The following is a 20,409-nucleotide window of genomic DNA, read 5'->3' as shown; positions in this document are numbered from 1 at the left end:
CCGTGAGTGGAGCCACGGGCGCCGCGGGTGGGGCCGGGAGGTCCGGGGGTGCCCGTGGCTCGGCCGACCTCAACGGCCCGGACGAGGGGGGATTCGCCGTGACGGGCACCCGTCAACCGGCACAGCCGCATCAGCCGCCGCAGGCGTACGCGCCGCCGCCGCCCGGCGCGCCGCCGGCGCCGCCGGCTGCCGCGCCGGCCGGGCACGGGAACCGCGGGACGCCGCCGAGCAAGCCGGGCACGTCCGGCGGGCACGGATCGCCGGCCGCAGCGGGAGTACGCCGCCCGCGCCCGGCCGCCCGTACGGCGCCGCGTACGCGCAAGGCCCGGCTGCGGATCGCCAAGGCCGACCCCTGGTCGGTGATGAAGGTCAGCTTCCTGCTGTCCATCGCGCTGGGCATCTGCACGATCGTGGCGGTGGCCGTGCTGTGGATGGTGCTGGACACGATCGGTGTCTTCAGCACCGTCGGGTCCACCATCAGCGACGCCACCACCTCCGAGCAGGGCGGCAAGGGCGGCTTCGACCTGGTGGCCTTCCTGTCGCTGTCCCGCGTGATGCTCTTCACCACGGTGATCGCGGTCATCGACGTGGTGCTGGCCACCGCGCTGGCCACGCTGGGCGCCTTCATCTACAACCTGTCGGCCGGCTTCGTGGGCGGCGTCGAGCTGACGCTGGCCGAGGACGAGTAGGACCCCCGACGGGGGGCGCGATACCGATTTTGGGACATGGCCCGCCGTGCGCTAATCTTTCGGTGCAGCGCGGGGCTATAGCTCAGACGGTTAGAGCGCTTCCCTGATAAGGAAGAGGCCCCAGGTTCAAGTCCTGGTAGCCCCACCAGCGCAAGCAGCCCCTCACGGGATTCCGTGAGGGGCTGTTCGCATGGGCGGGCGCTCAGTTCGCTTCCGCGGGGCAGAGATGCGCGGAGGGTCACGGTCGGCTACCGGAGTCGGCATCCGCAGGCAGACATCGTGCCGGGTGGGTAAAAGTGCCGCTATGGCGGGATCGCGGACAAGACGCGTCGGTGCCGTGTACGCGGCGGGGCAGCTGGCGGCCGTGGTGGTCGCGTTATGGCTGAACCGGCAGTACCACCTGGGGAGTACGGCGGCGCTGGTCGTGGTGCTGGTGCCGACGCTTCCGGGGGCGTTCCTGGGGTGGGAGGCCTTCCGCGCCGACCGGGCCGGAGGCGGCTCTCGACCTGGACGTCACGGCGCGTGAACGACCCGGCCCGTACGGATGCCGACCCGGTCCCGGTGCGGGTCTCGCTGGCCGGGTGGGACCCACCAGTCGCCGGCCGAGTGGCCGGCCGAGCAGATACACCAGCGCTACGCCGGTCGGGGCGTCAGCTACGCGGAGGCGTACTGGCTGGTCGACCAGCGGCGGGTGCTGCCGGTCCTGGAACTCCAGGACCGGCCCGCCGTCAATCCCGCGCCGTGACCGGCAGGTCCCTGGATTCCTGCCGGTGCGGGGCGATTTCGGTGCTCCGGGTGTGGCGGGTGGAAAATAGGGGTAGGGCGTGCCGACCTCAGGTCACCGTTCGGTATCGGCTGCTGTGTATAGTCGGGCGCGTCAGATGCTGTCCCCACCCATGAAGGAGGAGGTCACGCGATGAAGAAGTTTCTCCTGGTCGCACTGGCCGCCGTCGCCGGGCTGTTCGTGTACCGACAGATTCAGGCGGACCGCGCCGAGCAGGACCTGTGGACGGAAGCCACTGACGCTGTCCCGGCGGGTTCCGGCGCGAACGTGTGACGCACGGCGGTGCGGCACCGTGAGGTGCCGCGACCGCCCCGGGTCCCGGCCGCACTCTGCGGCCGGGACCTTCGTTGTTGCAGGACCGTGACCGCAGCCGCTTGAGTTTGCGCCAGCAAATCAAATACTTTGCTTGAGCAAACGACAACGCGGGTGTGCGGAAACGATGGGGGAAGTGGCGCCATGAAACGACGACCACCGCCGGGGCGGTTCCTGCGGCCGGCCGCCGGCCTGCTGCTCGCGGGGCTCACCGGACTCGCCGCCCTGGCCGGGCTCGCGGGGGCGGGCCTGCTCGCCGCGACCACGGCGTCGGCGGCGCCGCCCGCAGCAGGGAGTCAGGACGGCAGCCTGATCATGGTGCTGGACTCGTCCGGCTCCATGGCAGGCCCGGACGGCTCGGGGCACACCCGGATCGAATCGGCCCGCGCCGCCGTCGGTTCCGTGGTGGACGCGCTGCCCGACCGCTATCCGACCGGGCTGCGGGTCTACGGCGCGGGAAAGACCCACGGCTGCGACGACACCTCGCTGGCCCAGCCGGTCACGGCGCTTGACCGGGCGGCGATGAAGCAGGCGGTGGGCGCCGTGCAGCCGAAGGGGGACACCCCCACCGGGCTCGCCCTGACCAGGGCCGCGGCCGACCTTCCGGCGCAGGGCCGGCGGACGATCCTGCTGGTCTCCGACGGCGAGTCCAACTGCGGTGCGCCCGAGCCCTGCGACGTGGCGGCGGCACTCGCGGGCGACGGCCTGAACCTGCGGGTCGACACGGTCGGCTTCCAGGTCAAGGGCGCCGCGCGCGACGAGCTGGAATGCATCGCGAAGGCCGGCCACGGCGCCTATTACGACGCCCCGGACGCCGCCGCCCTCGCCCGCCAGCTGGTGCGTGCCTCGCAGCTGAGCGCCGACGCCTACCGCATGGCGGGCGATCCGGTGACCGGCGGGGCGACCCCGGCGAAGGCGGCGCCCATCGGCCCCGGGCAGTACACCGACACCATCGGCCCCGGTGAGACCCGGTGGTACGCCGCGCGGCTGGACGCGGCGAGCACCGCCGACCTGTCCGCGACGGCGGTCCCGCAGCCGGGCGTACCCGTCGACTACGGCGACGGCATCGAGTTGAAGCTGGCCGGCACCGGGACGTACTCGTACACCTGCGGCTCGGACTCCGCGCACTTCGGCCAGCACGAGGGCGCGATGACGCTGACCGGTGCGGTGAGCCGGGTGCCGAGCCGGGACGGCAAGGACGACTGCGACGAGGCCGCCCGCTACCTGTTCTCCGTACACCGCACCACCGCGGCGACCTCCGACCGCAGCCGCTGGCCGGTCGAGCTGCGCTTCGACAACGAGGCCCCGCTGCCGGAGGGTACGGTCGCCGCGGCCGCGCGGACCGACTACGGGAAAGCGCCCGCACCGCTGACCGGCACCCCGAAGGACCTGGTCGGCGGGACCGGTTTCAACGACGCCGCCGAGGTCACCAAGGGCGTCTGGCGCGACCGGCTGCTGCCGGGCCAGACCCGCTACTACAAGGTGCACGTCGGCTGGGGCCAACAGCTCACCTACGCGGCCGAATTCGCCAACGAGCCGGTGCTCGACAGCGCCTCGTCCAGCGCGTCGACCTTCGTGGCGACCAGCGCCTACGCACCGGGCCGGCTGCCCGTCGAGGACGCCTCGGACGCGCGCGACAACCGCTTCTACAACGGGACGCCGGCGTCGGTGGGCCTCGGCACCGTCCCGGTGACCTGGACCAACCGCTGGGTGGACGACGGCGACGCGGCCACCGTCCACACCGCGGGGGACTACTGGATCGCGGTCGGCCTCGGCCCGGACGCCGCCCAGCTCGCCAGGAACACCGCGGTGGGGGTGATCCTGCGGGTCGACGTCACCGGGACCGAGCTGGCCGGGCCGCAGTATCAGGCGCCGGCCCTGGCCGCCCACGGCAATGTGCAGCGCAATGTACCCGGCACAACGCAGGGCGACGTACAGAGCGACGGCAAAGGCGGCTCCGACGCGGCCGCGCCCGCCTCCTCCAGCGGCGGCATCAAGGGCATGGACCTGGTGGCAGCGGGTACGGGCGGCGCCCTCGCGCTGGCCGGCATGGGAGCGGTGGCGCTGGCGCACCGCAGGCGGAGCGGTACGACAAGGGGTGGGGCATGAGACGGGGCAGCTCGACGAAGCGCGCTGTATCCGCCGCGGGGGCGCGGCGGGGCGGCATGCGTAGCGCGGCATCCATGGCGGCGCCGACCGCGACGCCCGGCATATCCATGGCTGGACGCGGCGCCTCTGCCGGGGTCACCCGGCGCGGCATCCGGACGGCGGCCGCCGCGCTGCTGGCGCTGACCGCGCTCCAGGGTTTCCTGGGCGGGCAGGCCGTCGCCGACGGGACCCCGACCAGCGGGCCCGGGGCGCCGGCGACCTGGCAGCCGCAGGGCACGGTGATCGCGGGCGCGGCCACCACCGCCGACGCCCCCGCGATGAAGCCGGGCGTCACCTACCGCGACACCATCAAGGTCGGCGAGACCCGCATCTACGGCATCACGCTGGACGACAAGTCCTCCGCCTACGCCTCCGCCTTCGCCCTTCCCGCGCCCGGCACCCGGGTGGCCTACGGCGACGGGATCGAGCTGAAGCTGGAGAGCTCCGACGGCGACGACTGCGACAGCGTCGACGCGCACTTCCAGGCGGACGGCGCCGTACGCCCGGTGGGCAGCGCGGTGGCCCGGCTGATAGGCGTCGACACCTCCTGCCAGGACGCCAACCAGTACACGCTGTCGGTGCACCGCACCAGTGACGGCGCATCGGACCCCGGTGCCTGGCCGCTCGAACTGCGCTACGTGCTCGAACCGCCGCTCAAGGCCGGTGCGGCAGCCGGCCACGCCCCGGCCGGCGCCGGCACGGCCACGCCCACCCCGCTGACCAGCGGCACCCCGCACCAGGCGACCGGCGGCACGTCGTTCGAGACCGCGGCCGCGGTCAGGACCGGCATCTGGAAGGACAAGGTGCTGCCGGGCGAGACCCGCTTCTACAAGGTCCCGGTCGACTGGGGCCAGCAGGCGACCGTCTTCTCGGACTTCTCCAGCGCCCAGGTCACCGACAGCGGCGCCTACATCGGCTCCGGGGTGCGGCTGGCCGCCTACAGCCCGGTGCGCGAGCTCATCGACGACCAGGAGCACTCCTACACGGGCACCCCGGCCTCGGTGTACGAGCAACTGGCCCCGGTCTCCTACGCCAACCGTGCGGCCGACGACACCGAGGTCTCCCGGGTGCGCTACGCGGGCTGGTACTACTTCGCGGTGAGCGTGCACCCGGATGTGGCCAAGGCGGTCAGCGGCGCGGTGCCGGTGACGCTGCGGGTCGACGTGACGGGCTCGGCGCAGGCCGCGCCGGCCTACGCGCAGGACCCGAAGGCGGCCGGCATCGGCGTCGGGGCGCACGACGTGTCCGCGGCGAACGGTTCGCCGCAGTCCGCCGCCTCCTCGCCCGCCGGTAATTCCGCCAAGCGGTTCCTGGGCTTCGCCGCGCTCGGCGCGGGCACCGTGCTGGTGCTGGCGCTCGCGGTGTGGATCCTGGCCGCACGACGCCGTGCGGCCGCCCTGCCGGACACCGTGACGCGGCAAGTGCCCCCGCCGCCGCCCGGCTTCGGGCCGCCGCCTTCCTGGTGACGACCGCGCGGTCCGCGCGACCGGAGGGTCAACTGCCGGCCAGCGCGTAGAAGCCGACCGCGAAGCAGATCGCGGCGAGCACGAGAACCGGAATCACCACGGAGGCGGGTGGTCCCGGTTTCCGCCTGCGGGCGGGCGGTGCGGCCTCGGGCCCGGCGGCGGCCGGCCGGGGCGGTTGCGGCGTCGGCGACGACTGCTGCGGCTGGGGCTGCGGCTGCGGCTGCGGCATGGGGTGCGCGGCCTGCGGCGCCGCCGGTGCCGGGACGTCGGTCCTGGTCGGCGGATGCGCGGGCGCCGCCAGCGGGTAACCGGCCGTCGCCGAGACGTAAGCGGGCTCCGGCGCCTGCCGTGGCGGCGCGGGCGGCGCCTGCGGCGCGGGCGGGCGTACGGAGGCGGCGACGGGGCCCGCCGCCAGCGGGCCGTCCGGGCCGAAGCCCTCGGGCAGCGGCCCGATCTGGTCGAAGATCTCCACCGGCTCCTCCCCCGGCGGCGGCTCGGGAAGCAGCTCGACGGCGCCGGCCAGCGCCTTGCGCGCCCCGGTGGCGGTACGGAAGCGGGCCCGCGGGTCCGGCCGCAGCAGGGCCCCGATCACCTGCCACAGCGGCTCGGGCACCCCGACCGGCGCCCCGGGGACACCCTCAGCCATGAAGCGCTCCGCGATCGCGCGCGAGTCCGGCTTCCGCCCGCTCAGCAGGTAGAGGGCGACCAGGCCGACGGCGTAGAGGTCGGCGGGGATGTCCGGCTCCGCGCCCATCATCTGCTCCGGCGCGAAGTATCCGGGCGTACCCACCACGTAGTCGGCCTCGGTCAGCCGCGGCTCGCCCTGGCGCATCGCGATGCCGAAGTCCGACAGCCGCACATGCGGGGTGCCGGTGCCGGTCGCCTCCAGCAGGATGTTGGCCGGCTTGATGTCCCGGTGGATGATGCCCTCGGCGTGCACCGCGTGCAGCCCGGACAGCAACTGGTCGAGCAGCACGCACACATAGCGCGGTGGCAGCGGCCCGTAGTCGCCGATCAGGTGCGACAGCGAGCCGCCGTGCACCAGGTCCATGGTGAACAGCACCTTGTCGTCGTCGGCCGCCCAGCTCGCCGGCGCCAGCACATGGGGGTGGTCGATGCGCATCGCCTGCTCGCGGACGAAGCGCAGCAGCGCGTGGGCGTCGCTCTGCTGGAGCACCTTCGCCGCCACGTAGCGGCGCCGCCGCTGGTCCCAGGACCGCCAGACCGCGCCGGCACCGCCGCGCCCGATCGGGTCCACCAGCTCGTAACGGCCCGCGAAGACCTCACCCATGGCGTACCGCTCTCCCCCTGCTCGCCGGCCTGCTTGCTGTCCTGCCTGCCGTCCCCGTGCTGTCCAGCTGACGTCAGTCCCGGTGCGCCTCGTAGTGGGCCACGGCCTCACTCGTCCGCCCGGCGCCGTACACACGAAGGAACTCTGCCAGGTGGGGATGGCTCCGCGCGAGGGAGTGGGCGGCCTGCTCGATCTCCTCGGCCGACGCGACCGACCGCAGCACCTCCTGGATGCCCCGCACCACCTGCCGGGGCGCGACCGCTGCCGCGGCCGCCGGATGCGAGGTCGTGCCGAGCACCGAGGACCCCGCCGACTCGCGGATCTCGTCCATCCTGGCCGCCGCCTCCAGCGCCCCGGTACGCCCCTCGGCCACCTGCCACGCCAGCTCCTGCAGCGCCTGCAGCCGCTGCACCACCGCCGGGTTGCCGATCTTGGCCCGCTGCCCGCTCTTGAGTTGCGACAGCATCGGCGCCGACAGCCCGAGCACCGCGGCCAGCCGCGCCTGATTGAGCCCCAGATCCCCGATCAGCCGCTGGAACAACTCCCCCAACGGCTCCCCGTACCACCCCCGCTGCAGCTCCCTGGCCTCCATCGCCCGGTCCACGGCGTCCTGCCCCGAGCCGCCCTGTCCCGAGCCGTTCATACCGCCCCCCAAATTTGCGCCTGCGAATCCGCAAACCATCCTAGGCGCCCGCAATCCCGTTTCGGCCCACGCCACCCGACCCGGTACGCTGTTTCCGACGCGGGGCCTTAGCTCAGTTGGTAGAGCGCTGCCTTTGCAAGGCAGATGTCAGGAGTTCGAATCTCCTAGGCTCCACTCGTGTTCTTCGCAGGCCAGTGGCCTCCTCACCCGGTCAGGGTGAGGAGGCCACTGGCCTGCGGCACGCATTCCGCACGCATCAGCCTGCGGCTCGCGTTCGCGAGTCACTGCCGCCGGGATCCCGCGGGGCAAGGTCATCAGCAGCGCCACCGCGACGGGGTCGTACAACATCGCGATGTGCGAGGTCATGCAGGACCCGATGGGTGACGGCTGGATCGACGCGAACTCGTTCTGACCACGGGAGCCGTCCCGCCTGCCGGACTCCGGTGGGCGGGACGTGAGCACTGATCCGTGGGTGCCGGTCCGCGTGGTGCGGGCTCTGGAGGGCGGTCGCGGCGCGAGGGACCCGGTGGAGGGCAACCGGGAAGAAGCCGGGGCGGGTGGGGTGTGGCATAACGGCATCGGTGTGCGCGGGGCCGGCGGGGGCCTGGCCGGGGGAAGGGGGTCCGGGGGGCGGGGAGGGGGGACGCGCCCGTGGCCGCGGCACCGTGACCAGGAGGAAATCCAGGTAAAGGACGATGTCATGAGCGCAGGCAGTACATCGACGCAAGGGGGCGCGACGCCCGTCAACTTATCGCTGGAGTCGCTGCTGCGGATCGCCGACACCCTCAGCAGCCTCGAGCGGTACGCCACGCAGACCGCGGTCCGACTGGTCCTCGCCGAGGGCGGGGACGGCGAGGCGGGGGAGGCGCGGGGGCGGATCCGGTACGTCGAGGGGCGGGGGGCCGTGCGGGAGGCGGTCGGGGAGGTGCTGTGGCGGGCGGAGCGGGAGATTCTCAGCGCGCAGCCGGACGGACCGGGGGCCGGCGGCACGCTGGAGGAGGCCTTCGCGACGGTGCGCGGGCCGCTGGCGCGCGGGGTGGCGATGCGGACGCTGTTCCAGCACAGCGCCCGCTTCTCCGAGCCGGCCAAGAAGTACGTGCAGAAGGTGCTGGCGCACGGCGTCGAGGTGCGTACGCTGCCGGAGTTCTTCGACCCGCTGATCATCGTGGACGGCGCGATCGCCCTGATCCCGGGCGGCGAACGCCTGGACAGCGCCGCGCTGATCCGGGACCGGGCCGTCGTCGCCTTCCTCGGTGACGTCTTCGAGCGGGCGTGGGTGCGGGCCGAGCGGTTCCCGTTCCGTCCGGTGCGGGCCGCAGACGCCGCGGGCGAGGTCGTGCCGGACATGCGGCAGGCCATCAAGGCGCTGCTGATCGAGGGGCGTTCCGACAAGGCCATCGCCCGCCGCCTCGGCATGAGCCTGCGGTCCGTGCAGGGGCACATCGCGGTGCTGCGCGAGCAGTACGGCGCCCAGCACCGCTTCCAGCTCGGCTACCGGATGGCCCGCACCGAGGCGGAGTCCCTGGCGGACGCCGCCTCGGCCGTGACCGTCCCGGCCGACGGCGAGGCCGTCTGAGCGCGGCGGCTCCACGGGTGGCCCCGCGGGTGGCTCACTTCCTGGCCATCAGCAGGTACTCGTGCGACCGGTTCGTCCGCATCGGGTCGTCGCCGTCCTTGACCGGCCAGTCGTAGAGGTGGACGCGCTCGTCCCCCAGGGTCAGATGGCGGCCGAGCACCCGGGCCGCGTCCCAGGCAAGCGGGACGAACCGGTCCGCGATCCGGCGGTTCTGGACGGCGACGACCGCGTACGCGCCCGGCCGCATCACCCGGGCGACGGCGGTGAAGGCCTCGTCGAGCGCGGCCAGGTAGGCGTCGTAGTCGCGCAGCGCGTACAGCTGGCCGGGGTCGGGCGCGTCGAGGTCCAGGTCGGTGCCGAAGTAGGGCAGGTCGCACAGGACCAGGTCCACGGTGTCCGGGTCGAGCGGCGGCCTGCGGGCGTCGCCGCAGAGCATGCGCTGCTCGGGGAAGCGGGCGACGCGCTGCCCGGCCTCCGCCGCGCGGGCCGGGTTGACCTCGATGCCGACCCCGCGCCGCCCTTCGGCCGCGCAGGCCACCAGGGTCGTGCCCCAGCCGGCGAACGGGTCGAAGACCAGGTCCCCCGGCTTGCTCAACTCGGCGATCAGCGGCCGCAACTGGCTGACGAGACCGCCCTGGCTCGCGACCTCCTCCTGGGCGAACTCCGGGTCCTCCGCGCCGAGTACACGCCAACTGGACATCCCCATGACGGTCACGCAACCTCTCGTGCGGTACTGGTGGTGGTCAGAGCGGGTTCTGCAGCGGGCAGCACCGGGTGCACCGCGGCCGGCGGCAGCGTGCGCTCCAGGCGCAGCACGCCCAGCGCGGAGCCCGCCGTGCCCGCGGCGAGCAGCAGCCACATCCCGGTGGCCGACAGCGACAGCAGCGCGGTCAGTACGGTCGGTGCCAGCGCGATGGGGACCGCCCACGACAGCTGGTAGACCGACAGGTGCCGGCCGCGGGTCTCCTCGGGCGCGGCCTGGGCGACCAGCGCGGAGGCCATGGCGCCGTGCAGCAGCTCGCCGGCGGTGAAGGTGGCGGTCGCGGCGAAGACCCCGGCGATCAGCGCGGCGCCGCTCGACAGGCTGCCGAGCACCGCGAAGGTGACGAAGGACAGCGCGAAGATGCCTGCTCCGAGGGCCACCGCCCGGGTCCTGCGGTATCTCACCAGCACCCGGCTGACCGGGATCTGCAGCACCGCGATGCCGACGGTGTTGACCGCGTAGAGGACGCCCACCAGCGAGACCGGCGCGTCCAGTTGACGGGTGAGGTAGACCGGCAGTGCCACCGAAAGGACCATGTAGCCGAAGGCGGTGGGGATGTTGAGCAGCGTCAGGCTCAGGAAGGGGCGGTTGCGCGCCACCATCCGGTAACCGCCCTTGCGGGACGCCCGCTCGCCGGCCGGCTGGGCGGGGGCGCCGGGGCGGATCGTACTGAGCAGGGCGGCCGAGAGCAGGTAGCCGGCGGCCGCGCCGAGCACCACGACGTAGTAGCCGGAGTCGCCGACGGCCAGGGCCGCGCCCGCGAGCAGGCCGCCCACGCCCATCCCGGCGTTGCGCAGGCTGCGTTGCAGGGCGAGCAGCTTGTCCCGGTCGGTGCCGCGCACGATCTCCGCGACGAAGGACTGGATGGACGGCGGGTAGGAGGTGTCGCCGAGGGCGACCGGCAGCACGACGGCGAACATCACCACGCCGTTGTGCACCAGGGGATACGTGCAGAAGGCCGCGGCGCGCAGCACGTAACCGCCGACCAGGACGGCGCGGGCGCTGAAGCGGTCGATGAGGATGCCGGCGACCGGGTTGCTGATCAGGCCGATCACCGACGCGGTCGTCACGATCACGCCGACCTGGGTGAGCGGCAGGCCGGTGACGTGGTGGAAGTAGAGCAGCGACAGGGGCAGGTACATCCCGCTGCCGGTCGCGTCGACGACCATGCCCAGCATGTACTTGACGCGCACGGACGACGGTGTCTGCGTCATGAGGCATCCGCCGGCCGGGCTGCGCCCTCCTCGTGCGACGCCGGCGCGGCACCCCGAGGCAGCGGCGGGGCACCCCCGGGCGCCGCCCCGGCACCCCCGGGCGCCGCCCCGGCACCCTCGGGCCGCGGCTCGATCACCGTCGCCGCGATGACGCGGTCGCCCAGGTCGCGGAGCCTCGCCTCGCACTCCACCCGGGTGGGCGCCGAACCCACCGCCGCGGTCAGGAAGTCCGCCGAGCCGGCGGCCGGCGCGATGACCTGGCCCTCCTCGGCGAAGAGCCAGAAGCCCCGCACCCAGGCGTCCGCAGGGACGGCGGGCAGCGACCGCACCAGGCCGGGCCGCTTCATCGTGAGTACCTGCCCCGACATGCAGCGCGGCCGTAACAGGCCCGCCTCGTCCGTGGGGCCCTCGACCGACGGCAGCGGGAGGCCGGCCTCCGCGCGGGTCACCTGGACCGCGAGCTGGATGCCGAAGAGCGTCTCGAAGACCTCGCGGATCTTGGCGCCGCCCGAGCGGCCGGCGATCTCGCACAGCACCAGGCGGTCGTCGGGGGTGTGGAAGACCTCCGCGTGGAAGGCGTGCGTGCGCAGCCGGGAGCCGGCCGGCTTCAGGGCGGCCAGGGTCGCCTCGACCAGCGCGAGCAGCCGCGGGGTGAGCGGGTCGTCCAGGTCGAGTGTCAGGTCGACACGCGGGCCGGGGTCGGCGCCGAAGGAGGCCAGCTCGTACTGGTACTGGGAGGGCCAGGCGGCCACCGTCCTGCCGTCCACCACCAGGCCGTCGACGTGGCACATCCGCCCGGGGACGTACGCCTCGACGAGCAGGTCCTCCCGCGAACCGTCGCCGTAGGCCTGCGCCAGTCGCAGGTCCAGCTCCTCCTTGTCGGCGATGATGCGCAGGCCGATGGAGTTGTAGCCGGAGCGGTCCTTGAGCACGACCGGGAAGTCGTGCTCCGCGGCGAAGTCGCGGACCTGCTCGGCGGTGGCGGGCGCGGCGTGCGGGGCGACCTCGATGCCGGCCCGCACGGCCAGCTGCTTCATCAGCAGCTTGTCGCGGAAGGGCGTGATGTCGGCGCTCCAGGCGCCGTCCAGGCCGAGGCGTTCGCGCAGGGAGGCGGCGAGGACGACGTCCGCCTCGTGGTGGGCGACGACATGGGTGACGCCGTACTGCTCGGCGAGGGCGAGCGCCCGGGCCGGGACCGCCGCGTCGTCCAGGGTGTCGAAGACCTCCAGGTGGGAGAAGCCGTGGCCGGCGTCGCCGGGGACCTCCTCACCGGCCAGCTCGACCTTGTCGCGGGCGGCGAGGACGACGATGTCACCCGCGTACGGCGTGCCGGCGTCGAGCCCGGGGGCCAGGCCGTCCAGCCACTGGCGGTAGGGGAAGGCGGCGAAGGGGTTGCGGTGCAGGATCAGGACGCTCATGCGCTGATCACCGTCCGGTCGCTGACCGCGGCGACCCGGGCGACGCCCGGCCGGCCGCCGGGATCCTTCAGCAGGACCCGCACCACGTCGGCGATGATTTCGGCCCCGCGCGCGACGGCCGCGGTGGTGTCCGCGCCGGTCACCGCGACCAGGCCCAGCCGGTCCCAGTTGTCCCGCAGCGGGCGTACGGTCTCGCCCGGCTTGGCGCTGACACGTACCGCCAGCACGTCGTCCAGCGCCTGCGCCTCGGACACGCCGTCGACCGACTCGACGGTGTCGCCCGGCGAGCCGACCAGGGAGCGTACGGCGGCGCCGCCGTGCGGTTCAGGCCGGTCGGGGAGCCGCGGCGCCAGCCCGAAGGGGGCGGCGAGGGCGAGCGTGACGGTGTCGATGCCGTAGACGCTGTGCACCAGGTCGGGGATGGCGTCGCCGGCGATCCGGTTGTGGCTCTCGATGACGCGGGGGCCGCGGGCGCCGACGCGGATCTCGGTGTGGCAGACGCCGTCCCTGACGCCGAGCCGGTCGAGGAAGCCGGTGACGGCCGCGCGCACCCGCTCCTCGACCGCCGGGGGGAGCCGGGCGGGGACCGCGTGCCCGAGCTCGGCGAAGTGCGCGGGGTCGGTGAACTTCTCGGTGACGGCGATGACCACGTGGCGGCCGGCGGCGCTGAAGGACTCGACGCTGTATTCCGGGCCGTCCAGATACTCCTCCATCAGGAAGTCCCGCAGCAGCATCAGCGTCGAGACCCGGTCGGTCCTGGTGCCCGACAGCCGGCGCACCTCGGCCCAGACCCGGTCGGCGTCGGCGGGGCCGTCGAGGCGCTGCACGCCGATGCTCGCGGTGGCGTCGGTCGGCTTGACGATGAAGGGGTAGCCGTACCGCTCGCCGAAGTCGTCCAGGTCGGCCCGCGCGGCCAGCGTCCGGGCACCGACGGCGTCCGGGTCCAGGGCCGCCAGGTGCTCGCGCATCACCGCCTTGTCGCGGAAGCGGCGGGCCACCTCCCAGCCGGTGCCGCCCAGCCCTAACAGGTCGTTGACGCGGGCGGCGTTCTCCAGGCCGGGTTCGGTGATCGAGGTGGCGGCGGCGAAGCCGGGGGAGTCGTGCAGTCGCGACGCTATCGGCTCCACCAGGTCCCAGCGCGTGTAGTCCACGACCTCCAGGTGGTCGGCGAGCCGCTCCTGCTCGGCGGTGACCTTGGTCGGGTGCTGCAGCAGCAGGACGTGCAGGCCCAGTTGCTTGGCCTTGGCGACGGTCTCGTCGGTGGCGCCGACGAGCAGCAGTGAACGCTCAGGATTCATGGGTCCGTTCCGATCCGTTCCGGTGGGGATGCTGCGCGACGACCGCCTGCGGGGCGCGTACGTGCACCCCCTTGGGCACATCGCCGAGCACCAGGGACATCGCGCCGATCAGCGCGTCGTCACCGATGGTGATGGGTCCGAGCAGGGTCGCGCCAGCACCCACCGTCACTCCGTTGCCGAGCACCGGATGGCGGCGGCCGCCGGGACCGGGGTGCTCCCGCTCGTGCCACCAGCCGACCGAGCCCAGGGTGACCTGGTGGAACAGCGACACGTCGTCACCGATGACGGCGGTCTCGCCGACCACCACCCCGCTGCCGTGGTCGACGAAGAACCGCCGGCCGATCCGCGCGCCCGGGTGGATGTCGATGCCGCCGGTGAGCACCTTGGTGGCGGTGCACACCAGGCGCGCGGTCAGGCAGCGGCCGTGGCGGTGGAGGAAGCTGCCGGTGCGGTGGCCGACCAGGGCCAGCACGGTCGGATGCAGCAGCGCCTCGGTACGGGAGCGGACCGAGGGGTCGCGGGTCACGATGACGTCGAGCGTCTCGCCGATCCGCCGGCGCCAGGCGGGCAGGGTGCGCACCCCCGTCAGCCGGCCGGGCGCGCGGCGGCACCGGCGCCGAGCGGGGGCTGGGCGTCCACGGAGGCCTGGGCGGCCACCGGCGCCGGCGCGTCCGACCACCAGCTGAGGTAGCGCTCCCCGGTGTCGGGGAAGACCGTGACGACGGTGGCACCGTCCAGGTCGTGGCGGCGGGCCAGCTCGACACAGCCGTACGCGGCCGCGCCGGAGGACACGCCGACCAGCAGTCCGGTGGCGGCGGCGATGGCCCGGGTGGTGGCCGCCGCGTCCGCGTCCTCGACCACGATCACCTCGTCGATCACCGCGACGTCGGTGACCGGGCTGGTGAATCCGCCGTTCAGCCCGGGGATGCGGTGCGGTCCCGGGTCGCCGCCGGACAGCAGCGGCGAGCCCGCGGGCTCGACGGCCACGACCCGCAGGCGCGGGTTGCGCTCGCGCAGGAAGTGGGCGATGCCGGTCAGGGTGCCGCCGGTGCCGACCGTGCACACCAGGTGGTCGACCCGGCCGCCGGTGTCCCGCCAGATCTCCGGGCCGGTCGTCTCGTAGTGGGCCCGTACGTTGTCGGCGTTGACGTGCTGGCCGGCGTACCAGGAGCCGTCGGTCCCGGCGTGCAGCTTCTCCGCGCGCTCCACGCAGGCGGCGAAGCCGAGGGTGTGGTCGGTGAACTCGACCTCGGCGCCGAGCATGCGCAGCGTCAGCAGCCGTTCCCGCGAGGCGTTGTCTGGCAGCACGATCCGGCAGCCGTAGCCGCGGGCGGCGGCCAGCGCGGCCAGCGCGATACCGGTGTTGCCCGAGGTCGACTCGATGACCGTCCCGCCGGGCCGCAGGGCGCCGGACTCCTCGGCGGCGCGCAGCATGAACAGCGCGGCGCGGTCCTTGATGCTGGACAGCGGGTTGGCCGCCTCCAGCTTGGCCAGCACGTTCGCGCCCGCGGGCAGACCGGGCAGGCGCAGCCGCAGCATCGGCGTGTTGCCCACGAGTTCGTCGAGCGAGCTGACGACGTTGCCGGTGGATGGTTCGGTCACGGGGCCCTCCGGATCGCTTCCGCTCGACACGCGTCACCGGCGTCACCGCTGCCGCCGGGGCCACCGGTTTCCGTGCGCTCCGGTGGGCACGTGCTCGTCCAAAACCTGCCGCTCCTGCCGCGCCGTTGGCCACGCCGCCCATGGTTCGGGTTGCCGCAGTGCATGGATTGCGGGGGTGCCGCGCGGCGCGGGGCGGGGGGTGAATCCGTACGTTCGAGCACGAGGCCGAGGCCCCATCCGACTACGGGGGTACGTGTGACGAAGAGCCCGGACGCCGCCGCGACAGGCCTGCCCGAACTGCTGGCGACCCAGGCACTCGCCCGGCCCGGCGCGATCGCCGTGGTCCACGAGGGCGAGTCGCTGACCTTCCGCGAACTGGCCGACCGGGCGGACGACGTGGCGCGCTACCTGCACCACCTGGGCATCGGCGCGGACGCGGGCGTCGGCCTCTTCGTCGAACCCTCGCTGGACCTGATGACCGGCGCCTGGGGGGTGCTGCGCTCGGGCGGCGCCTATCTGCCGCTCTCGCCGGACTATCCGGAGGAGCGCATCCGGCACATCGCGCAGGACGCCCGGCTGTCGGTGGTACTCACCCAACTGCCGCTGCGGAAGAGGCTGGTGGACCTGCTCCCGGCGACGACCGCCGTCATCACCGTCGAGGACGTCGCGGACTTCGTGAAGGGACGCGCGGCGGAGGCGGAACCGGACGGGGCCGCCCTGCCGGCCGGCCCGGGCCCGGCGGACCTGGCCTACATCATCTACACCTCGGGCAGCACCGGCCGGCCCAAGGGCGTGACGATCGAGCACCGCGCCATCGCGCACCAGATGCGCTGGCTCGCCGCCACCTTCGGGCTCGGCGCGCGGACGACCGTGCTGCAGAAGACGCCGATCAGCTTCGACGCCGCCCAGTGGGAGATCCTGGCCCCCGCGTACGGCAGCAGGGTCGTGGTCGGGTCCGGCGGCATCCACCGCGACCCCACGCGCGTCGTCGAGGCCGTCACCCGGCACCACGTCACGACGCTGCAGTGCGTGCCGACGCTGCTGCAGGCTCTGGTCGACACCGACGAACTCCACCGCTGCACCTCGCTGACCCACCTCTTCAGCGGCGGCGAGGCGCTGTCCCGGGCGCTCGCACGGAAACTGACCCGGGCGCTGCCGGGGACGGCGCTGGTGAACCTCTACGGCCCGACCGAGTGCACGATCAACACGTCCGCCTACGTGGTCGATCCCGGCGCGCTCGGCGAGGGTCCTGGCGCGCTGCCGATCGGGGCGCCCCTGCCGGGCCTGCGCTACTACATCCTGGACGGCCGGGGCCGCCCGGTGGCGCCCGGCGGGACCGGCGAGCTGCACATCAGCGGGATCCAGCTGGCCCGCGGCTACCTGCACAGGCCGGAGCTGACCGCCGAGCACTTCCCGCCCAACACCGGTGTGGGCGCGGCGGCCTGCGAGCCGGGCCACGAGCGCCGCTACCGCACCGGCGACCTGGCGCACTGGAACCCCGACGGCACCGCCCAGTTCGCCGGCCGTGCCGACAACCAGGTCAAGCTGCGCGGCTTCCGGATCGAGCTGGACGAGATACGGCTGGCCATCGAGGCGCACGACTGGGTGCGCAACGCCGCCGTGCTGCTGCGCACCGACCCGCGCACCCGCACCCAGAATCTGGTCGCGTGCATCGAACTGAGCCCGCGCGAGGCCGCGTTGATGGACCAGGGCGAGCACGCCGACCACCATGTGTCGAAGTCCTCGAAGCTCCAGGTCAGGGCCCAGCTGTCGAATCCCGGCGTCAGGGACGCGGCCGATCTTGCGGGCCGCCCGGTGACCCGCCTGCCCGGCGCGACCGCGGGCCCCGAGCAGCGGCGCCGGGCCTTCGCCCGCAAGACCTACCGCTTCTACGAGGGCGACCGGCTGGACGTTGCGGACGTGCTGGCGGCCCTCGGACGGCGTACCGAGGCCGCCGGGCCGCGCCGCCCGCAGGAGCTGGGGCTGGACGAACTCGGCGCCATCCTGCGGAACTTCGGCCAGCATTTCAGCGGCGAGCGATTACTGCCGAAGTACGCCTACGCCTCCCCCGGCTCCCTCTACGCGACGCAGCTCTACGTGGAGCTGGCCGGTGTCGCGGGCCTGGCGCCGGGCAGTTACTACTACCACCCGGCGAACCACGAGCTGGTGCTGATCCACCCGGCGGGGGCGGACGGCGGGCCGCGGGCGCTGGTGCACTTCGTCGGCCGCAGATCCGCGATCGAGCCGGTGTACAAGAAGAACATCCGGGAGGTCCTGGAGATCGAGGCGGGACACATGGCAGGCCTCTTCGACGAGGTGCTGCCCGCGCACGGGCTCGCGCTCGCCGAGGCGGCCCATGACACCGGCCGGCTGCGGCAGCTCGGCTGCGCCGAGGACGACCACTACCTGGGCTCCTTCGAGCTGGTGCCCTGGACCCCGGCGCACGCCGAGCCGCCGGCGCACACCTCCCTCGACATCTACGTGCAGTTCCACCCGGGCAGCGAGGCCGGGCTGCCCAGCGGGCAGTACCGCTACCGGGACGGCGGCCTGCACCGGGTCAGTGACGAGCTGGTGCTCAAGCGCCATGTGATCGCCATCAACCAGGCCGTCTACCAGCGGTCCGCCTTCGGGATCACGCTGGTCAGCCCCGACGCGACGCGGGAGCGGGGACCGCTGAGCTATCTGGACCTGGGCCGCGGGCTGCAGCACCTGATGATGAACACCGGCCGGCTGGGGTTCATGTCGGCCGGCTACAGCTCGCGCACCGGTGACGACCTGCCGGCCGCCCGCCGGATGGCGGCGATCCTGCGGGCCGCCGGGCAGCGCACCGGGCACTCGTACTTCTTCGTCGGCGGCGCGGTCAGCGAGGAGCAGCTGCGCCACGAGGGCATGTACGAGGACCAGGTGCACATGAAGGGTCCGGCGGAGCTGATCAGGGAGGACCTGGTCTCCTCGCTGCCCGACTTCATGCTCCCCGGCCAGATCCTGGTGCTGCCGCGGCTGCCGCACACCCCCAACGGCAAGGTCGACACCAGGGCACTGGAGGCCTACGTCGACCGGACGGCGGCCCGGGCCCGCCCGGTGGTGGAGCCGCGCAACCGGGTCGAGGCGCGGCTGTGCGGGCTGTGGAAGGCCGCGATGCGGCGCGACTCGGTCTCCGTGCACGACGACTTCTTCCAGCTCGGCGGCAATTCGCTGATCGCGGTCGCGCTCGTCAAGCAGATCAACGAGGCCTTCGGCTGCAGCCTGCCGCCGCAGCTGATGTTCGAGGCGACCACGGTGGCCAAGCTCGCGGAGGCGGTGAGCGCGCGGGCCGCCGTCACGGCCTCGCGGCTCGCACCGCTGCGGGCCGAGGGCGGCGGGCCGCCGGTCTTCTGCTGGCCCGGGCTCGGCGGCTTCACCATGAACCTGCGGCTGCTCGCCGCCCGCGCGCCGGGCGAGCGGCCGGTATACGGCGTCCAGTCGTACGGCATCAACGCCGGCGAGACGCCCTTCCCCTCCCTTGAGGAGATGGCCGCCGCCGACGTCGAGACGCTGCGGCGCCGCCAGCCGGCCGGGCCCTACACGCTGTGGGGCTACTCCTTCGGCGCGCGGGTCGCCTTCGAGACCGCGTGCCGGCTGGAGCAGGCCGGCGAGCGGGTGGACCAGCTGTTCCTGCTGGCGCCGGGGTCACCGCGAGTGGGCGGGAACGCGCAGGCGCAGGCGGGGGGCGCCGGGGCGGAGGCCGACTTCGCCGACCCTATCTTCACCACCATCCTCTTCTCCGTCTTCGGCGCCACGGTCAGCGGCCCGGGCGTCGAGGAGTGCCTGCGCGAGGGCACCGACGCGGAGAGCTTCGCGCGGGTCATCGAACGCCGCTTCCCCCAGCTGGACCCCGCGCTGATCCGCCGGGTGGTGGATGTGGTGCGCTGCACGTACGGCTTCACCTACGACCGCCCCGACCCGGCCGCGCACCGGGTCTCGGCACCTGTCACGGTCTTCCGGGCCCGCGGCGACGAGCCCTCCTTCATCGAACGGACCCCGGGTCGCACGGCGGCCCCGCCCGTCGTCGTCCAGCTGGAGACCGACCACTACGGGGCGCTGCGCGACCCGGGCGTCGACGAGCTGGCCAAGGCGCTGCACCGCGCCACCCCCCGGCCGGCCGCCGCCGGCGGTCCGGCACCGTTACGGACAAGGACCCTGCCATGCCTCACGTGACCATCCAGCACTTCCCGAAGCCGCTCACCGCCGGCCAGCAGGCCCGGCTGGTGGAGCGGCTGACGGCCGCCGTCCAGGAGGCCTTCGAGGTCGACGAGAGCGCGGTGTCCATCGCCCTGACCCCGGTGCCACCCGAGGACTGGGACAGCGAGGTCTACCAGCCCGCCATCGCCGCTCACCGCGGCGAACTGGCCAAGGCTCCCGGGTACTGACCGGCGGCGGGTCCGCGGGGGCGGCGGCCCCGGCGAGGGCCGGGGTCCGTCGTTCCGCGTGACCTTGCCGGTCAGGCGAGGGCGCTGGCCGGCCACAGCGCGTCGATGGACTGCTCCGCCGCCGCGAGGCTCTTGTCGGCCAGCGGGATCAGGTCGGCCATGGCCGGGTTGACCTTGGCCAGCGTCAGTTCCGCGGTGATGAAGCGCGGGGTCAGCCCGGCCATCGCGACGCCGTGCGGGAGCCACTGCTCGGCGTGGTCCCACCCCTCGCGGGGGGTGCCGGGGGCGTAGCCGCCGCCCCGGGTGGCCAGGACGACGAAGTCGCGGCCGCCGAGCAGGCCCTCGTGGGTCTCCGGGTCGATGGACAGGCCCAGCGCGATCAGGTGGTCGACCCAGGCCTTGACGCTGCTGGGCGCGCCGAAGTTGTAGACGGGCAGCCCCAGCAGCACGGTGTCGGCGGCCTGCACCTCGGCGAAGACCTCCTGGCTCAGCGCCCAGGAGGCGGCCTGCTCGGAAGTGCGGTCCTCGACCGGTACGGCGCCGGAGTAGACGGTGCTCGGGACGATGTGCGGCAGCGGGTCCTTGCCCAGGTCACGGTAGGTGACGGTGCCGTCCGGATAGGCGGCCTTCCAGGCCGCGGCGGCGCGGGCGGTGAGCCGGCGGCTGACCGAGGTGGCGCCCTGGACGCTGGAGTCAATGTGCAGCAGGTGAGGCATCTCATTGGCCTTTCATAATTGGTTTGTGTAGGCCAAACGATTTATACCACGACACGATTCCCGCGGGACAGATAGACTGC

General features: G+C 73.6%; 18 protein-coding genes and 2 tRNA genes. 11 read left to right on the top strand and 9 right to left on the bottom strand.

Going from position 1 to position 20,409, the window contains the following annotated elements; genetic code table 11:
• Positions 1-2 precede the first annotated feature (2 nt).
• From OG702_RS18015 to OG702_RS17985, 7 genes are all read left to right on the top strand, one after another.
• Positions 3-689: a DUF3566 domain-containing protein gene (locus OG702_RS18015; protein WP_327289913.1), complete on the top strand. Its 687-nt coding sequence runs from the start codon at positions 3-5 to the stop codon at positions 687-689.
• Positions 690-760: 71 nt separating this feature from the next.
• Positions 761-837 (top strand) — tRNA-Ile (locus tag OG702_RS18010).
• A gap of 189 nt (positions 838-1,026) precedes the next feature.
• Positions 1,027-1,215: a hypothetical protein gene (locus tag OG702_RS18005; protein ID WP_327289912.1), complete on the top strand. Its 189-nt coding sequence runs from the start codon at positions 1,027-1,029 to the stop codon at positions 1,213-1,215.
• A gap of 18 nt (positions 1,216-1,233) precedes the next feature.
• Positions 1,234-1,434 carry a hypothetical protein gene (locus tag OG702_RS18000; RefSeq protein ID WP_327289911.1) on the top strand — a complete coding sequence of 67 codons (201 nt, stop codon included), beginning with the start codon at positions 1,234-1,236 and terminating at the stop codon, positions 1,432-1,434.
• 171 nt (positions 1,435-1,605) lie between these two features.
• Entirely contained in the window at positions 1,606-1,746 is a 141-nt protein-coding gene (locus OG702_RS17995; protein WP_200804389.1) for a DLW-39 family protein, read from the top strand.
• A 183-nt stretch (positions 1,747-1,929) separates the two neighbouring features.
• Complete coding sequence (locus OG702_RS17990) at positions 1,930-3,894, top strand: vWA domain-containing protein (protein WP_327289910.1); 1,965 nt, start codon at positions 1,930-1,932, stop codon at positions 3,892-3,894.
• 74 nt (positions 3,895-3,968) lie between these two features.
• On the top strand, positions 3,969-5,399 hold the full coding sequence (locus tag OG702_RS17985; RefSeq protein WP_327289909.1) for a hypothetical protein: 1,431 nt from the start codon (positions 3,969-3,971) through the stop codon (positions 5,397-5,399).
• A gap of 28 nt (positions 5,400-5,427) precedes the next feature.
• Here the strand turns inward: OG702_RS17985 and OG702_RS17980 are convergent, their stop codons facing one another.
• The gene (locus tag OG702_RS17980) at positions 5,428-6,690 is read right to left on the bottom strand and encodes a serine/threonine-protein kinase (RefSeq protein WP_327289908.1); all 1,263 of its coding nucleotides are present in this window, start codon (positions 6,688-6,690) and stop codon (positions 5,428-5,430) included.
• A 73-nt stretch (positions 6,691-6,763) separates the two neighbouring features.
• On the bottom strand, positions 6,764-7,282 hold the full coding sequence (locus OG702_RS17975) for a DNA-binding protein (protein WP_327293274.1): 519 nt from the start codon (positions 7,280-7,282) through the stop codon (positions 6,764-6,766).
• 152 nt (positions 7,283-7,434) lie between these two features.
• Between OG702_RS17975 and OG702_RS17970 the strand changes: the two genes are divergently transcribed.
• Positions 7,435-7,507 (top strand) — tRNA-Ala (locus OG702_RS17970).
• Between the two features lie 526 nt (positions 7,508-8,033).
• Positions 8,034-8,909, top strand: a complete 876-nt coding sequence (locus OG702_RS17965) for a LuxR family transcriptional regulator (protein ID WP_327289907.1) — start codon at positions 8,034-8,036, stop codon at positions 8,907-8,909.
• A gap of 34 nt (positions 8,910-8,943) precedes the next feature.
• On the opposite strand, the gene OG702_RS17960 is transcribed toward OG702_RS17965, so the two are convergent.
• From OG702_RS17960 to OG702_RS17935, 6 genes are read right to left on the bottom strand one after another with little or no spacing between them, the layout of a single operon-like run.
• A complete protein-coding gene (locus OG702_RS17960) occupies positions 8,944-9,609 on the bottom strand; it encodes a TRM11 family SAM-dependent methyltransferase (protein ID WP_327289906.1) in 666 nt (221 codons plus the stop codon).
• A gap of 11 nt (positions 9,610-9,620) precedes the next feature.
• Positions 9,621-10,886, bottom strand: coding sequence for an MFS transporter (locus tag OG702_RS17955; RefSeq protein ID WP_327289905.1), 1,266 nt, complete (start codon positions 10,884-10,886; stop codon positions 9,621-9,623).
• Complete coding sequence (locus tag OG702_RS17950) at positions 10,883-12,304, bottom strand: ATP-grasp domain-containing protein (protein ID WP_327289904.1); 1,422 nt, start codon at positions 12,302-12,304, stop codon at positions 10,883-10,885. The genes OG702_RS17955 and OG702_RS17950 overlap by 4 nt, the downstream gene beginning before the upstream one ends.
• Positions 12,301-13,602 (bottom strand): ATP-grasp domain-containing protein, encoded by a 1,302-nt coding sequence (locus tag OG702_RS17945; RefSeq protein WP_327289903.1) that lies wholly within the window; start codon positions 13,600-13,602, stop codon positions 12,301-12,303. Before OG702_RS17945 ends, OG702_RS17950 begins: the two co-directional genes overlap by 4 nt.
• Entirely contained in the window at positions 13,592-14,182 is a 591-nt protein-coding gene (locus OG702_RS17940) for a serine O-acetyltransferase (protein ID WP_327289902.1), read from the bottom strand. The genes OG702_RS17945 and OG702_RS17940 overlap by 11 nt, the downstream gene beginning before the upstream one ends.
• 5 nt (positions 14,183-14,187) lie before the next feature.
• Positions 14,188-15,204 (bottom strand): PLP-dependent cysteine synthase family protein, encoded by a 1,017-nt coding sequence (locus tag OG702_RS17935; protein ID WP_327289900.1) that lies wholly within the window; start codon positions 15,202-15,204, stop codon positions 14,188-14,190.
• Between the two features lie 255 nt (positions 15,205-15,459).
• Between OG702_RS17935 and OG702_RS17930 the strand changes: the two genes are divergently transcribed.
• The gene (locus OG702_RS17930) at positions 15,460-19,401 is read left to right on the top strand and encodes an amino acid adenylation domain-containing protein (protein WP_327289898.1); all 3,942 of its coding nucleotides are present in this window, start codon (positions 15,460-15,462) and stop codon (positions 19,399-19,401) included.
• On the top strand, positions 19,389-19,613 hold the full coding sequence (locus OG702_RS17925) for a tautomerase family protein (RefSeq protein ID WP_327289897.1): 225 nt from the start codon (positions 19,389-19,391) through the stop codon (positions 19,611-19,613). The genes OG702_RS17930 and OG702_RS17925 overlap by 13 nt, the downstream gene beginning before the upstream one ends.
• Before the next feature lie 71 nt (positions 19,614-19,684).
• On the opposite strand, the gene OG702_RS17920 is transcribed toward OG702_RS17925, so the two are convergent.
• Entirely contained in the window at positions 19,685-20,329 is a 645-nt protein-coding gene (locus OG702_RS17920) for an FMN-dependent NADH-azoreductase (RefSeq protein ID WP_327289896.1), read from the bottom strand.
• Between the last annotated feature and the right edge of the window lie 80 nt (positions 20,330-20,409).

The sequence above is a fragment of the Streptomyces sp. NBC_01198 genome, assembly GCF_036010485.1.
GTDB lineage: Bacteria > Actinomycetota > Actinomycetes > Streptomycetales > Streptomycetaceae > Actinacidiphila.
This window is presented reverse-complemented; position numbering and strand designations above follow the sequence as displayed.

Bases quoted from the DNA above. Each gene is read 5' to 3' on its own strand.
- OG702_RS18000 (WP_327289911.1), top strand. From the start codon at position 1,234: ATGCCGACCCGGTCCCGGTGCGGGTCTCGCTGGCCGGGTGGGACCCAC.
- OG702_RS17995 (WP_200804389.1), top strand. From the start codon at position 1,606: ATGAAGAAGTTTCTCCTGGTCGCACTGGCCGCCGTCGCCGGGCTGTTC.
- OG702_RS17990 (WP_327289910.1), top strand. From the start codon at position 1,930: ATGAAACGACGACCACCGCCGGGGCGGTTCCTGCGGCCGGCCGCCGGC.
- OG702_RS17985 (WP_327289909.1), top strand. From the start codon at position 3,969: ATGGCGGCGCCGACCGCGACGCCCGGCATATCCATGGCTGGACGCGGC.
- OG702_RS17980 (WP_327289908.1), bottom strand. From the start codon at position 6,690: ATGGGTGAGGTCTTCGCGGGCCGTTACGAGCTGGTGGACCCGATCGGG.
- OG702_RS17975 (WP_327293274.1), bottom strand. From the start codon at position 7,282: ATGGAGGCCAGGGAGCTGCAGCGGGGGTGGTACGGGGAGCCGTTGGGG.
- OG702_RS17965 (WP_327289907.1), top strand. From the start codon at position 8,034: ATGAGCGCAGGCAGTACATCGACGCAAGGGGGCGCGACGCCCGTCAAC.
- OG702_RS17960 (WP_327289906.1), bottom strand. From the start codon at position 9,609: ATGTCCAGTTGGCGTGTACTCGGCGCGGAGGACCCGGAGTTCGCCCAG.
- OG702_RS17955 (WP_327289905.1), bottom strand. From the start codon at position 10,886: ATGACGCAGACACCGTCGTCCGTGCGCGTCAAGTACATGCTGGGCATG.
- OG702_RS17950 (WP_327289904.1), bottom strand. From the start codon at position 12,304: ATGAGCGTCCTGATCCTGCACCGCAACCCCTTCGCCGCCTTCCCCTAC.
- OG702_RS17945 (WP_327289903.1), bottom strand. From the start codon at position 13,602: ATGAATCCTGAGCGTTCACTGCTGCTCGTCGGCGCCACCGACGAGACC.
- OG702_RS17925 (WP_327289897.1), top strand. From the start codon at position 19,389: ATGCCTCACGTGACCATCCAGCACTTCCCGAAGCCGCTCACCGCCGGC.
- OG702_RS17920 (WP_327289896.1), bottom strand. From the start codon at position 20,329: ATGCCTCACCTGCTGCACATTGACTCCAGCGTCCAGGGCGCCACCTCG.